This is a genomic window from Streptomyces sp. NBC_00704, assembly GCF_036226605.1.
GTDB lineage: Bacteria > Actinomycetota > Actinomycetes > Streptomycetales > Streptomycetaceae > Streptomyces.
Genome location: NZ_CP109000.1, coordinates 7,622,568 through 7,636,261, shown reverse-complemented (window position 1 = coordinate 7,636,261; position 13,694 = coordinate 7,622,568). Strand labels below are relative to the sequence as shown.

Here is a 13,694-nt window from a genome sequence, read left to right as displayed (position 1 = left end):
TCTTTCATCCTGAATAGTCGCAGGTCAAGAGTGTGTGGATGGCTTGGACGGCGGTGCCAATACGCCGGGTGGAACATCGGGCTCGCCGTAAGAGTCGCCAGGACTTCAGCTGCGCGAAGGCGCGTTCGCCGGGAGCCCGCAGCCGGGCGTGGTCACGGTTGAACTCCTGGTAGTGCTCGGGCTGTTCGTTGTGGTGGTAATAGGGGGTGCGGACAGTGGCGCCGGCACCCTGGTAGGCCCGGTCCGCGAGGACGAGGATCTGTCGGGTCAGGCACGCTTGGATGATGCCGTGGGCGCGGGCCGCGGTGAGGTCATGGGTACGTCCTGGTGTCGCGCGTGAGAACCACAGTGGTGTGCCGTCCGGGGCCGCGATGACCTGTACGTTCATGCCGTGCTTGCGGTGCTTCTGGGAGTAGTAAGGCTCGTCCGCCTTGATGCGGTCGGTCGGGATGAGCGTCCCGTCGACGATGACGAAGTCGCCCTCGCCCAGCCCGACCAGGGCCTCGTGCAGGCCCGGCGCCCAGGCGGCCAGGACCTCAAGCGTCTCGTCGACGTAGCGCCAGGCCGTCGCTTCCGACACCCCGAAACCGGCGCCGATCTGTGCGAACGTCTCGTTCTTCCGCAGGTGGGCCAGTGCCAGCAGGGCCTGCTTGAAGCAGCTCAACTTCCGCCATGGTGAGCGAAGTTCACGCCTTCGGGTGTAGACGAGCCAGGAGACATGCTCGACCAGCTCGTACGGGACGTCGAGCATGGAAGGATACGGAACCAACGAAGCCCCCGGCCGTCGGCGTGTTGAGTGAGATCACCACACCAACGACGAGGGGCTTCGCTACGTCACCACCACGCTGACCAGCCTGTTTCACTCCTCAGACCCCAGGATGAAAGAGGTTCACTGAGGTTCTTCAGCGGTGCCGCTCCAGGGTGAGTAGTGAGTACGGCTTTGGCAATTGACGTCACGCAGTTTGGGTTGCAGTGGGCCTGACGGAAGATCCTCCAGGACTTGAGGCGGGCAACACCGCGCTCGACCGGGGCGCGGGTTCGGGCCAACGCCCGGTTCGCGGTCTGCTGGGTGGGGGTGAGGCCGCAGTGCGGTCGGCGCTTGACGCCGGTCGTGACCCAGGAACCTCCTCCTTGGTAGGCGAAGTCGGCCAGGATGGGGATCCCCTGGCGTTCGCGGATACGGATGATCCGGTGGGTACGGGCGGCCGTCAGGTCATGGGCGCGGCCCGGCAGCGCGCGGGAAAGGCACAGCAGCCGGCCGCCAGGATCGGTGACGACCTGCACGTTCACGCCGTGGCGGCGGTGCTTGGCCGAGTGGTCCGCCCGCCCGTCACCGACGCGGTCGCACTCGGCGAGAGTGCCGTCCAGCAGGACGAAGTCCCGGGTCGGCTTCACGCAGTGTCTTGAGCAGGCCCGGAGCGCGCTCGGCGAGCAGGTCGGTGACCGCGGTGGTGTAGGCGTGGGAGGTGGACTCGCTGATCCCGAAACCCGCGGCGAACTGCGCCAACGTGATGTGCTCACGTAAGTACACGAGCGCCACCATCGCGCGTCCAGACGGTCGCAGCTTGCAGCGCCGGTCTCCCTCGCGGGTGACGATGAGCATGGTGACCCACTCCACGAGCGCATGCGGCACGTCGAGTGCGGGTGGATAGATGACCAACGAGGCCTCCGGGGCTGCTTGGTCGAGACGTCAGACATCTCCATCAACAACCCGGGGGCCTGGCCTGTCACGTGCCCTCAGCCGTCACCCGATCGGTGCCCGGACTGAAGAAGCGCAGCGACGAGGACGAGGAACGGATTGGCGTCAACCATCGGTCAGCTGCTGGATGGACTTGAGGGCCTGGCCAGCTCCGTTCTCGGTCACCAGATGTTGCGCCGCTTTTTCGGCGGCTCGACGGTGTGCCTGCTGCTTCACTACTTGGTGAAGTGAGTCGGCAAGCCGTTCGGCGGTGAGGGATCGGAAGGGGATTGGGTCGGTGGCGGCGCCTATGGCGGCAAGTCGCCCTGCCCAGAACGGCTGGTCCGCTGTCACCGGTACGGTGACCGCGGGCACTCCAGCGCGCAAGGCGGCGGCCGAGGTGCCGGCCCCGCCATGGTGGACCACCGCGACCAGCCGTGGGAACAGCAAGGCGTGCGGTACGTCCCCGATGGTGAGCACGTCGTCCCCGTCGGCGGCGAGCCCGGCGCTGCCGGCTTGGAGGATGCCGCGCAGCCCGGCGCGGCGCAGGGCTTGCACAGCGATCTCACTCAGCCGTTCCCCGTCGCCGGACGCCATGCTGCCGAAGCCGATGAGGACGGGTCGGGGTCCGGCGCGCAGGAAGTCCTCCAGGTCGGTAGGCAGCCGTTCGGCCGCGCCGTGTGGGGGCCACCAGTTGCCCACGACCTCCAGGCCGGAGCGCCAGTCGGAGGGGCGAGGCACCAAGGCCGTGCTGAAGCCGTGCAAGATGGGCCAATTCGCCTGTTCCTGTCGTTGACGCATCTCGGAGGGTGAGGCCGGGGGTAGCTGGAGGCGGTGGCGCAGCTTTGCGACAGCCTGTTCGTAGACGCGGTCGGCCATCCGCAGTGCGAAGCGTCCGGTTGCTCGGTTGGCGAGACGGCCCAGTGAGCGGGAGCCTGTGACGACGGGCGGGAAGTCGCTGGTCGGTGCGGTGGGTTGGAGGTACACGCCGAGACTCGGTGTGCCCGTGGCCTCGGTGAGGTGCCAGCCGAGCGGAGCCGTGGTGGTCGACAGCAGGAGCAGGTCCGTGCCATCGTCCATCACGTCGGCGAAGCCCTGACCGAGTTCGGTAATGAACGCGGCAGCGGTGCGCATAAGTTCACGTTTGCCTGTGACGCCGCCACGCACTCGTGTGTCGGCTGGGAGGCTGCGAAATTTCAGCCCTGCGTCGCGTACGAGGGGTGCGAAGGTGTCTGTGGTGGCGAGGGCAACGTCGTATCCGGCCCGGCACAGTTCGGCGCCCAGACCCGTGTAGGGCGCGACGTCGCCGCGCGATCCGGCCGCGGCGATCAGGATCCTCATTGATTCTCCTCGGAATCGGTACGGCCACCTGCGTGGCGGTCCGCGTTGGCGTGAACCGCCTTGCGCGTGTAGGCGGCCAGGCCCGGGCGTTGCTGCGACGGCGGTATGACCAGAGCGAATGCGCGGGGATCGGCGACGAAGTCGTCCGCGACGCGCCGGTGCATGTCGGGTGGGCAGGAGGTGAACCATCGTGAGATGTGCAAGCGGTGCTCCTCGGCGAGGTCCATGGCCCGCTCGCCGTTGCTCAGCTCCCCCTCGTCGAAGGCCGCGAGTAGCTCCGCGCGCCAGGCGGCGGCCTCGCCCATGAGCTGGCGCCAATCCTCTTTGGTGTGAGCAGCCGCGCGCGCCATCGCCTCGCGCTGTCCCTCCGAGTGCGCCCACTTCAGTTCTGCCTCGGTGGCATAGCTCAGGTCGAAGGTGATTTCACCGAAGACCTCGAAGCGTTCCTGAGGAGTCAGGGACACCCCGGTCTTCTGGACCTCTATCGCCCGTTCCGCCACCTCGGCCAGCCGCTGCAGCCTGGCGATCTCCTCACTCAGCTGCCGCTGCCGGGCCCGGAGCCGTTCCAAAGGGTTTACCTGCGGATCCTTGAAGATCGCGGCGATCTCGTCGAGGGGGAAGCCGAGCTCACGGTAGAAGAGGATCTGCTGGAGACGGACCAGGTCAGCCTCACTGTAGAGCCGGTATCCGGCGTGGCTGCGGTCACTGGGCGAGAGTAGCCCCGCCTTGTCGTAATGATGCAGTGTCCGCACCGTCACCCCGGCGAAGGCCGAGACCTGCCCCACGGAATAGCTCATCCACCTGCCCTTTCGTCGGTACACAGCCTCAAGCCTGACGTAAGGGGAGGGTCAACTCGCGCACGTTGCGCCTCGGGGTTGAAGACGGGGGATGCTCACCGGTCCGCGAGCTACGGCCCATTGAGCTTTCAGGGTGGCCACCGCGCTGCGGCCAACTCACTGACTGCGCTCGTCATAGGGCGGATCGCGGGCGCCGAAGTACACACACGTGGGCGGGCCCTCGATCTTCGCCTGGGGCGTGCCGGCCGGGTGGCAGGGGTAGGGGATGATGCAGGGGAGGAGGAACACCGATGAGCGGACGTCAGGATCGCGAGTGGCCGGCGATGACGCCGGCGGACTTCGATCGTGAGGTTCCGCTGCGTCTGAACGTGGGGACGGGTCCCACTCCGGTGCCCGCCGAACCCGACGAGTACGGCACGCTCCCCCTCTTCGGCCAGGAGCCGCCCGCCCGGCCATCGGCCCGGCGCGCCAGGCATCGTCCCGTTCCCGCCGTGCAGGACGAGCTGTTCTGACCCGGTGCCGGCCCATCGACCGACCCCCACTCGGGCGGTCCCTGTAATTGCTGGTGAAGAGGGTCGCCCCTGCTGCTACTCTTCGGCATCTTGTCGCACACTCGTGCGCACACATCACGCCGCTCATCGCATCAGCAGCCCGTGGGGGGACTCTGTCATGACCCAGCCAACTCAGCCGCCGTCCGAAGGCAACCCGTTCGCCCAGGCGCCCGTCGCCGGCACTCCGCATTCCGCCGACGGCAACCCCTACGCCCAGCAGGCCGGTGCCGCCGCACCTGCCCCCGCGGCCCCGTTCATGCCTCCGACCCCGCCGGCCCGCGGCAACGTCGCCCTGGGCCTGCTCGCCGCCGTCGCGGTCGCGCTGGTCATGGCGGGCGTCTACGGCGGGATCGTCGGTGCGACCGAGTACGAGATCGGCTACGCGGCCGTCGGCGTGGGCTTCGTCATCGGTTTCGCGGCAGGCAGGATCGGCGGCGCCAACCCGGCCCTGCCCGTGCTCAGCGCCGTGCTGTCGCTGGGAGCGGTCTACCTCGGCCAGCTCATCGGCATCGCGGTGATCGGCGCCGACGAACTCAACGTCTCGGCGACGTCGCTGTTCACCGAGCACTTCGACGTGCTGACCGAGGGCTGGAACGAGACCGCCGACCCGATGACCTTCCTGTTCCTCGCCATCGGCGCGTTCGCCGCGTTCTCGGGCGCCAAGAAGGCCGCCGCGTAACCACGCGAGCACCGCGTCACCGGACGCCCGTACACGAACCGGTGCCGCACGAGGGCCCGCCCACCCCACGGTGAGCGGGCCCTCGCACTCGGTACGCCACAGTCGGCGGGCTGTCACGCCACGCGCACCCCGGCCGCTCTCAGCAGCCGGATCGCGGCGACCCGCTGATGGCGGGGGCGGCCGTCGGCCAGGAGTCCGCGCAGCAGTTCTCGCGGCAGGCGATCGGCCGACGGCAGCAGAGCCGCGGTCGCGCTCCGGACCACGGCCGCCGACGCATCGTCCAGGAGCGGTTGTACGTCGTCGACGCGCACCTCCTCCAGCGCCCGCAGCCCTGCCACGGCGCAGGCGCGGACCCCGGGGACGGGATGCGCGAGCAGCGACCGAACCAGATCCGCGTCCTCGCGCACTCCGCACTCCCCGAGGCCCACCACGGCAGCGGGCCGCGCTGTGGGGTCGGCGCAGAGGGCGCGGTACATGGGGGCCGGGTCGGCTCCGCCCTGGCGCAACACCCACCGGGCGCAGGCCCGTACGAGGGCGGAGCGGTCGGCCAGGTACGGCTCGGCGTCGGCATGCCGCCCGATCCGGCGCAGGGCGGTCACCCCCGCCGCCCTGATCCGGGGCTGCCGGGATGCGAGCAACGGCCTCACGACGTCGGAGAACGCGTCGCAGTCACCCTCATCGAGGGCGGCCACGGCCGCGTCGGCGCACAGGTCCTGCACGGCGATGTCGCGGTGGCGGGCGGCGGTCCGGGCGAGCCGCGCGACGGGGAGCAGCCGCCGTTCGACGGCAATGCGGTGCGCCAGGCGGGCTGTGTCCCGGTCGACGCTGTCGAGCAGCGCCTCGGTCAGCGCCGCCGGGCCCTCGCGCAGCGTCAGGGTCAGCAGTTCCTCGGCGAAGCCGCCCCGGGGCCTTCGCGCGACCCGCAACACCAGTGCGGCATGCGTGATCAGCAGGGGTCGGGGCGCCTCGGCCAGGATCGCGCGAGCTCGGTCACGCACGGGACCCGCCCAGTCCGCGCAGCGAATGACGACCAGCGAGAACAGAGCGGGCCGTTTCCGGGACCGGTCCAGCGCGGCCTCGCGGACACGGCCGTCGGGGTGGCAGAGGGCGAGGGCCAGTTCGGGCGTCGCCGGGCACTCGCCGCCAGGTGACGGCGGGCGCCGGCGCATCCGACTCCCGGCTCGTCCGCCGCCCGGACGGCGACGCGTTCGAGTGGAGCAGCTCGGGTCGCCGCCAGGCCAGTTCACGCACCCGGACATCCAGGTCGGTCCAGGCGACCGGGTCCGTCACGTCGAACGCCTGGGCCGGGACGGCTCCGGCAGCCAGTCGAACCACGACCTCGTATGCCCCGTCCTCGCTGATCGCCATGGGCGCAGCCCAGGGTTCCCACGGGCTGGGTGTTCGCGTGCCGTCGTGGCGTCCTTGCCCGGGTCTTCAGGTGTGCAGGCCGATTCCTCCGGCGGGATGGAGGTCGATCCGCTCGGGTGGTCCTGCCAGCAGGGGCAGGGCCTGGCCGATGAGTTCACTGGCTCCGGGCGCGGACAGGGAGGCCGCGTGGGCGGCCGCGTCGGACCAGATTTCGGTGACCCACACGACGTCGTCGGCATCAGGGGTGGTGTTGACGATGTACAGCTCGCAGCCTGCCGCGTCCTGGGCGAGTTCCGCGGCGTGCAGGAGGATCTTCACCAACGCGTCCCGCTGTCCTTCCTGCGTGCGGAACTTCACGTAGTGGCCGATCTTGCCCATGTGTGTCTCCTGTCCTGCCGGGATGTCGTCTGAGGGTTGTTCCTCGCGAGGGCGCGGAGGAGCGGGGCGGGTGGATTCGGCTCCCTCACCTCATGCCCCGCCCCTGCAGTGCGGGATGTCGGCCGTGCTGGTGGTCGTCCGGAAGAGGCCGGTGACACGGCCGTCGGACTAGCGCCGTTGCTCGGCCAGCCCGACGATGATTCCCTCCGGGCCCCGGACGTAGCAGAGAAGGAAGACGTCCTCGAACCGGGCGATCTCGCCCAGGAGTTCGGCGCCGTGGGGACGCAGCCGGGCGACGGTGTCCTCGATGTCGTCGACGGCGAACATCACGCGGTGCGTGCCCACGATGTTGTGCGGCCGGTTGCGCGGTCCGGGGCTGATCGCGGCGGGGCTGCGGTACTTCGCCAGTTCGAGTCGGCTGTGGCCGTCGGGCGTCCGAAGCATCGCGATGTCACAGTGGACGCCTTCGAGTCCGGTGCACTGGTCGGCGAAGCGGCCCTCGACCTCCGCCCTGCTCTCCACTTCCATGCCCAGTTCCACGAAGAACGCGATGGCGTCCTCCATCTCCTCCACGACGATGCCGACGTTGTCCATCCGCTGAACGGCCATGCCTGGTCGCTCCCTTCTTCTTCGTTTCGGCCGGTGATGGCCGCTTGTGCCCCTGGGACGGAGCCGGTGGCGCGGTCTCGACATCCGCCCACCACCGAACTCCGCAAGCATCGCCCTGGATCAGTGGTTCTGGACTGAGCGAAACCCAACCCGTAGTGCGGGAAACTGCTCCACCCTGCCAACGGTCGTGGTCGGAGGCCGGTGCCCTTCTGCCCTTCTGCCCGTCTGCCCGTCTGCCCGGTGGCCGTCGGTGGCCTGCGTGCGGGCGGGCCTCCGTAACCCCCGTCAGCCACTCACCACGTCTCGCACACCGTGTCGGTCGGGCTCCTCCACGAGGGCCGTCTGCTGCCTGCGCTCCTCGGACGGGCGCGGCTGCGGCTGCGGCTGCGGCGGGTGGTCGTCCGTGGTCTGGCGGCGCCTGGCCGCCAAGGCTCTGGCCAGCATCTTCGCCCGGTAGGGGTTCGACGTGTCGAGGGATCTCGCCACCTCCAGGGCCTCGTCCAACAGCGCCGCCCGCTGCTCGGGCAACTCGCGGAGCAGGGGTGACGCGCTTGTCTCCACCAGGACGTACACCAGCTTCGATCCGTATGTCTCCGGCTCGACCTGTGTCAGAAGACGGTAGATCCACAGTCCCTCGGCACCGCGCACCACCCGCCGGTTGGCGCTCAGCAGCCTGACTCTCGCCAGCACGACCATGTCCTGATCCATCGGTCCCCCTTCGTCGGACCACCCCCCGGCCCGTGCACGTCACACGGCGGGACGGCACGGCGAACATGCCGGCAGCCGCGGGAACGGCTGCCGACACGGTGGCCGGGGAGTGGATGACGACGAGTCTGACGCGCGGCACCAGTCGTCACAAGGTCCGACGGACGTGCGCTGTGTCCTACCGAAAGCGTCTCCGAACAGGCATGATGGACCTGACACTCACTCAAGCGCTGCCTCGGCCGACCGTCTTGGGCCGCAGATGAACGTGCGGGTGCAGGGCTCGGGGGCGGGCTCCCCGGGACATGCGGACCTCCCCGGACGCCGGTGGGTCGCCGCCCTGGCGGGACGCTGAAGCATCGCAAAACGAGGGTGCGCCGGCGGCGTTGCGGGAAGAATGGCCGGCATGACGTACGAAGGCTCCTCCATCGACCCGACCAAGCCCAGCATCGCCCGCGTCTACGACTATCTGCTCGGCGGCAAGGACAACTATGCCGTGGACCGTGAGATCGGCGACGTGTTCAAGCGGGATCTGCCCGGCTCGGTGGCCATCGCCTTCGCCAACCGCGCGGCCCTGACCCGGGCGGTCCGGGAGATCGCGAAGACCACGGGCGTCCGGCAGTTCATCGACCTCGGCAGCGGCCTGCCGACCGCGGACAACGTCCACCAGGTCGCGCAGCGGCACGCTCCCGAGTCCAAGGTCGTCTACGTCGACACCGACCTCCAGGTGCTGGTCCACGGACGCGCGCTGCTGGAGAACAACGACCGGACCCGCGTCGTCGCGGTCGACGTGCGCGACCCCGAGGGCGTCCGCACCCACCCGGACACGCGGGAGCTCATAGACTTCGATCAGCCCGTCGCCGTCATCCTCAGCGCCATCCTCCACCACGTCAACGACGACGAGGACCCGGCCGGCATCGTCCGCTACTGGCGCGACCAGGTCCCGTCCGGGAGCTACTTCTTCGTCAGCCACTTCCGCTCGGGCAACAACCCGGAGACCGCGGAGGCCGAGAAGGTCCTCCAGCAGACGTTCGGTCGTGGCCGGTGGCGCACCGACGCGGAGATCGCCGCGCTGCTGGACGGCCTGGAGATCCTCGACCCCGGGATCGTCCCCGCGTCCCTGTGGCGTCCCGACGTGACCGACAACCCGTGGAGCAGCGGAGAGAAGCGGGAGCTGACGGTCTGGGAACACCTCATCGCCGCCGGGCTGGCCCGGAAGGCCTAGGCCCAGAAGCGACGCCGGGGCGGTGATCGACCGGTGGGGATCGCCGGTGGTGATCGTCGCCGGTTCGGTTGCGGGTACCGGCGGGATTCGAACCCGCGGGCGGGTGGGAGCAGGTCCGCTCCGTCTCCGCAGAGCGCCGTGGGAGGGACCTAGCCCACGGCGACGCAACGGGCCGCTCTGCCACGGCACCGCAACCTACGGGAGTGGCCGGTCCCGCTCCGGCTCAGCGTAGGGACGGCGTCCCCGGCCGGCGAACGGTTCCCGTGGCTCCGGGGTTTCCGGGCCTCTCAGCCGTATGCCGCGGTGTCCCACTCCTGCCCGGAGGTGAGGCCCGACAGCCAGGTCCGGTCCGTCAGGCGGATCTCCAGCACCGCGGACGGGACCCGGTCGGGGTCCTGCCACAGTGCGCCCCAGGCCGCCATGAAGGCGGTCTGCCAGGCGTCGGCGTCGGCGGGATCGAGGCCGCCGGCGCGCAGTTCGGCCTCGATGCCCTCTCGGGCCGCGTTCTCGTCGAAGGGCATCCGGCGCCGGGACGTCACGGAGACCTTCGCGATCACCCGGTCCGCGTACGCGGCGAGGGCGACCGGGTCCCAGTAGGCTCCGGGCCCGGCCTCGCGGTCCAGCCGTTCGGGATCGGTGTCGGCGAGCAGCCGCATCGCGAAGGCGGCGGACGCGGAGGGCTCTCCGGCGTCCGGATGGATGGCCGACAGGGTCAGCTCGACGGTGTCGTCGCTCAGGTGCGTGACGCGCACCCGCCACAGACTCGCCAACGAAGGCTCCCTTCCTCGTGATTGCCGCCGCCCCCGGTGTGCGGGCGGCGGTCCGTCAGGTGGTGATTCTGCCGGTGGCGATCAGATTGGCCAGCGTGGCCAGCTGCGTGTCGTTGTCGATGCGCTCGGCGAAGGTGACGGCGCCGCGCTGCTGACCGCGTCCGCCCTGCCGGGCCGGCCGGAACGGCATCTGCGAGAACGTGTGGATCACGGACTCCGTGGCTCCCAGGGCGCCGGCCTGGTCCACCAGGTGCTGGTACTCCCCGCTGCGGGCGCCGCCCGCGCCGATCGACTGGAGGAAGGCGACGTCTTCCGTGTTCCAGTTGCGGTTCGCGGTGAGCTGGACGAGTAGCGGGAGCGTCATGCTCGCGGCGGCCGTCGCCGTGCCGACGTAGGTGGGCTGAGGGTCCGTGAAGGCGAAGGGGGCGCCTGCGGCCAGGATCTGCCAGGCCCCGGTCGTGGGGTCGTACCGCTTGAAGTTGATCGTGAGCGAGCGGACGAAGTACGGCGCGAAGCCCTGTTGGTACGTGTGGGTCTGGGCGTTGGCCGTCGCGTAGTCCACGTCGACGCCGAAGTAGACGTAGTGGCGTGGAGCGTTCGCCGCGAGGACGGCGTTCGCGGCCGCCACGGCGTTCAGTTCCCTCTTCAGCACGCTCTCGACGCCCGCCTCGTAGCGGCTGTTGTCGCGTTTGGACGCGGGCACCAGGTTGTCCGCCGTTCCGGGGCCGCCGGCCTGCATGTTGATGAGGTGGAAACGGATCCAGAAGTTCGTCAGACCGAGCTGGCGGATGTAGGGGTAACCGGTGGGGTCGGCTGCCGGGGGCGAACCGACCAGGGAACCGTCGCTGATCATCTCGATGGACGTCGTCCGGCCCGCCCCGTCCACGACGGGCTGGATGAACGAGCCCTGGGGAACGGTGTTCGTGTTGTAGACGACGCGCTGGACCTGCCGTCGCCGGCCCGCGCCCTCGCCCCCGCGCGCCCGTTCGGACGCGGACGCCGTTCCGCCCTCGGCGCCGGCGCTGCGCTGTACGGGGACGGGCCCCGACATCACCCGGGCGGCGTTGGCCTCGGCGGCCCGTTCGAAGGCGTCCCCGGGGTCGCTCACCCGCAGGCCGTCGCCGGTGTCGGTGCCCGCCACCGGGCCGCTTCGCTGCTGGATGACGTGCGTCAGCTCATGGGCCAGGGTGTGCTTGTCGGCGCCGCCCGCGCCGATGACCACGTGGCTGCCGGAGGTGTAGGCCCGGGCTCCGAGCTGGGCGGCCGAGCGGCGGGCGGCGCTGTCGTCGTGCAGGCGTACGTCGCCGAAGTCGGCGCCGAGGCGGGCCTCCATCTCCTGCCGCAGCGGCGCGTCCATCGGACGGCCCCCGCCGCGCAGCACCGAGTCGACGTCGGGGGCGCGCTGGACCGCCGTGGCGTCCGGGTGTGCGCAGCCCGGTCCGTGTTCATGCCGTTCGTCGGCGACGAGTTGGGCCAGCGCCTCGTTGCCGACCGTGCGCTGGAGGACGGTGAGGGCGGCGGGCGACATGCCGCCGATGCGGCCCAACGCCGCGGCGGTGTGCGCGTGGGCCGGGCGGGCGGCCGCCGGACGCCGCTCCCGCCCCTGTTGCGGACCCTGGGCCTGAGTGTCCTGCTCCCGCGCCCGCATCACTGCTCTCCCTCAACCTCGGCCGTGCACAGTCTGCGCCACGCTTCCGTCCCCGCGCCGCGCGCACCAGGGCCGTGCGGGCAGACTTGGGGGCACCGCGTCGCGGGATCGCGCCGGCCCGCCCGTGGGGCCGGCGGTCAGGTGAGCGCGAAGAACAGCGTGTCCTGGGTGTACCAGCCGATGTTCTCCGTGGCGTACTCCCACTCCTTGTGCTCGTCCTCGAGCTTTTCGATCAGCTCCCGCACGTCGTACCGGAGGTCTTCGTCCATGCGGTCCAGGACGGCGCGATAGGCCTCGGCGGCGGGCTTGGCCTTGGCGAGCGGCAGATGGCCGATGGCGGGGTACCCGTCGGTCGAGTGCGGTATGAACGGGAAGCCGGCGGGGAGTCCGCCGTAGAGGAAGCCGTGGGGCAGCAGGTCGGCGGGGACGCCGAGGCGTCGCATCTCGTCGTCGACCAGGCCGAAGAACGTCGAGGGCTTCGAGTAGGTGCCCAGGTGCATCGGGTCGGACGCGTTGTGGTCGATGATCAGCTGCGCGGCGCGGTGATAGGCGTTGCCCGCGCAGTGCGCGTCGGAGTCGGTGTGCCCGGCGACGAGGTGCTCGAGGGCGTCCGGGACGGGCAATCCCCAGTCGACGCCCTGGCGTTCGAGGTCGTCCTGGGCGGCCCGCGCGGCCCGGCGCATCGACTCCAGGCGGCGCGTCCGGTCTGCGCTCAGCTCGCCGTGGCTGCCGAGGAAGGCCAGGACGTCCGCCTTGTCCGCGGTGGAGTAAGCAATGTCGTGACTCATGATCGTCATTGTGTCCGACGGCACTGACAGTCCGTCACGCCGCAATCCCCGCTCGGCACCCGGGCCGGTCGTGGCCGCGCCTTGACCAGGGGGTTTCGGGTGCCGCAGAGTGTGGCTCCATCAATCGACCGGGGTGGGACGAATGACACGCGAGGGATACGCCGCCCGCTGCGAAGAGCTGTTCGCGGTGGGCGGGTTCACGAAGGTCCGGACGGTGGCCGAGTCCGCTCTGGAGGAACTCGGGCCCGATCCCGTCCTGTACCGGTGGCTCGGCCTCGCGCACGCGGCGGAGGACGAGGACGACCACGACGCGGAGGCCGAGAAGGTTTACCGGGCCGGACTCGCCCGATGGCCCGACGATCTCGGACTGCTCGTGTCCTATCTGGAACTGTGCCTGCGGGCCGACGAATGGACGTACCCGGGGCGCAGCGCGCGGGCGGCCCGGCTCAAGGAGCGGATCGCCGTGCTGGCTCCGGCGGGGTCGCCCGAGGCGGCACGGGTGGAGGCCGCGGTCGGCCGGGCCGGGCGAGGCTACTGGCAGGATTTCCAGGAGAGCACGGCCTCGGCGCTGGCCGAGCGGGCGATGGTGGCGTCCCACAGCGCCGACGTGGCCGAAGCGCTGGAGCGGGGCGGCCAGGCGCCCGCGCATCCGGAGGACCTGCGGGCGGCCGAGGTGGCGGCCGCGCTGGAACTGCTGGCCGGCCCGTGGCGGGCCCCGCTCCGGCTCCTGGTCCGCTACCGGGTGGCGGCGTACGCGGCCACCTTCGTGCTGGTCCTCGCCACCAACAAGGCGCTGGTGCTGAGCGGGACGGTCTCCTTCAGCGTGTGGGGATGGTTCTGGTACGTGCCGCTGCTGCTGGCCGACGCGAGGCTCAAGCGGGCCCGGCTGCTCGCCCGGGAGCGGGTGATCAACGCGATGGAGGCACGGCACGCCGCGACCGCCACCACCGGCGGGTAGTGCGCCGGCAGCGCGGATGGGTCCGCGGGAGAGGGCCGCGGGATGGGTCCGCGGGAGGGGGCCGCGGGAGGGGGCCGCGGGAGAGGAGTGGTCGGGGGCGGCGCGGGTGCTCGTGGCCACTTCGGCTCGAGCTGGCTGGCTTCTATTGCCAGAAGCCAGCACAATGGCTGCCGACAGCGCTACCCATGGGAAGGCAGGGGTG

Annotated in this window: 13 protein-coding genes and 2 pseudogenes; 4 read left to right on the top strand and 11 right to left on the bottom strand. The window is 70.6% G+C overall.

Features of this window, described 5'->3' with window-relative positions; translation table 11 throughout:
- Window positions 1–4: 4 nt before the first annotated feature.
- The 4 genes and pseudogenes from OG802_RS33125 to OG802_RS33110 all read right to left on the bottom strand — a co-directional run bounded on the left by OG802_RS33125 (window position 5) and on the right by OG802_RS33110 (window position 3,816).
- Window positions 5–809, bottom strand: a pseudogene (locus OG802_RS33125) (IS5 family transposase).
- A gap of 118 nt (window positions 810–927) precedes the next feature.
- Window positions 928–1,660 (bottom strand): annotated as a pseudogene (locus tag OG802_RS33120) (transposase family protein); the annotation flags it as partial.
- A gap of 144 nt (window positions 1,661–1,804) precedes the next feature.
- Window positions 1,805–3,019 carry a glycosyltransferase gene (locus OG802_RS33115; protein ID WP_329416505.1) on the bottom strand — a complete coding sequence of 405 codons (1,215 nt, stop codon included), beginning with the start codon at window positions 3,017–3,019 and terminating at the stop codon, window positions 1,805–1,807.
- Window positions 3,016–3,816, bottom strand: coding sequence for a MerR family transcriptional regulator (locus OG802_RS33110; RefSeq protein WP_329416504.1), 801 nt, complete (start codon window positions 3,814–3,816; stop codon window positions 3,016–3,018). Before OG802_RS33110 ends, OG802_RS33115 begins: the two co-directional genes overlap by 4 nt.
- A gap of 290 nt (window positions 3,817–4,106) precedes the next feature.
- Here OG802_RS33110 and OG802_RS33105 point away from each other — a divergent pair, with 290 nt between their 5' ends.
- Together OG802_RS33105 and OG802_RS33100 are read left to right on the top strand one after the other, a co-directional pair.
- A complete protein-coding gene (locus tag OG802_RS33105; protein ID WP_329416502.1) occupies window positions 4,107–4,328 on the top strand; it encodes a hypothetical protein in 222 nt (73 codons plus the stop codon).
- Between the two features lie 157 nt (window positions 4,329–4,485).
- Window positions 4,486–5,046, top strand: a complete 561-nt coding sequence (locus OG802_RS33100; RefSeq protein WP_329416500.1) for a hypothetical protein — start codon at window positions 4,486–4,488, stop codon at window positions 5,044–5,046.
- A 113-nt stretch (window positions 5,047–5,159) separates the two neighbouring features.
- Here the strand turns inward: OG802_RS33100 and OG802_RS33095 are convergent, their stop codons facing one another.
- From OG802_RS33095 to OG802_RS33080, 4 genes are all read right to left on the bottom strand, one after another.
- Complete coding sequence (locus OG802_RS33095) at window positions 5,160–6,215, bottom strand: hypothetical protein (protein WP_329416499.1); 1,056 nt, start codon at window positions 6,213–6,215, stop codon at window positions 5,160–5,162.
- 265 nt (window positions 6,216–6,480) lie between these two features.
- Window positions 6,481–6,792 (bottom strand): putative quinol monooxygenase, encoded by a 312-nt coding sequence (locus OG802_RS33090; protein ID WP_329416498.1) that lies wholly within the window; start codon window positions 6,790–6,792, stop codon window positions 6,481–6,483.
- A gap of 168 nt (window positions 6,793–6,960) precedes the next feature.
- Complete coding sequence (locus OG802_RS33085) at window positions 6,961–7,401, bottom strand: VOC family protein (protein ID WP_329416497.1); 441 nt, start codon at window positions 7,399–7,401, stop codon at window positions 6,961–6,963.
- A gap of 285 nt (window positions 7,402–7,686) precedes the next feature.
- Window positions 7,687–8,109, bottom strand: coding sequence for a hypothetical protein (locus OG802_RS33080; protein ID WP_329416496.1), 423 nt, complete (start codon window positions 8,107–8,109; stop codon window positions 7,687–7,689).
- 400 nt (window positions 8,110–8,509) lie between these two features.
- On the opposite strand from OG802_RS33080, the gene OG802_RS33075 reads away from it, so the two are divergent.
- On the top strand, window positions 8,510–9,328 hold the full coding sequence (locus OG802_RS33075; protein ID WP_329416495.1) for an SAM-dependent methyltransferase: 819 nt from the start codon (window positions 8,510–8,512) through the stop codon (window positions 9,326–9,328).
- Window positions 9,329–9,615: 287 nt separating this feature from the next.
- On the opposite strand, the gene OG802_RS33070 is transcribed toward OG802_RS33075, so the two are convergent.
- The 3 genes from OG802_RS33070 to OG802_RS33060 form a co-directional block, all read right to left on the bottom strand.
- Window positions 9,616–10,098, bottom strand: a complete 483-nt coding sequence (locus OG802_RS33070; RefSeq protein WP_329416494.1) for a hypothetical protein — start codon at window positions 10,096–10,098, stop codon at window positions 9,616–9,618.
- Between the two features lie 55 nt (window positions 10,099–10,153).
- Window positions 10,154–11,746: an eCIS core domain-containing protein gene (locus tag OG802_RS33065; protein WP_329416493.1), complete on the bottom strand. Its 1,593-nt coding sequence runs from the start codon at window positions 11,744–11,746 to the stop codon at window positions 10,154–10,156.
- A 137-nt stretch (window positions 11,747–11,883) separates the two neighbouring features.
- Window positions 11,884–12,534, bottom strand: a complete 651-nt coding sequence (locus tag OG802_RS33060) for a DUF7691 family protein (protein ID WP_329416491.1) — start codon at window positions 12,532–12,534, stop codon at window positions 11,884–11,886.
- Between the two features lie 142 nt (window positions 12,535–12,676).
- On the opposite strand from OG802_RS33060, the gene OG802_RS33055 reads away from it, so the two are divergent.
- Entirely contained in the window at window positions 12,677–13,492 is an 816-nt protein-coding gene (locus tag OG802_RS33055) for a hypothetical protein (RefSeq protein WP_329416490.1), read from the top strand.
- Window positions 13,493–13,694 lie beyond the last annotated feature (202 nt).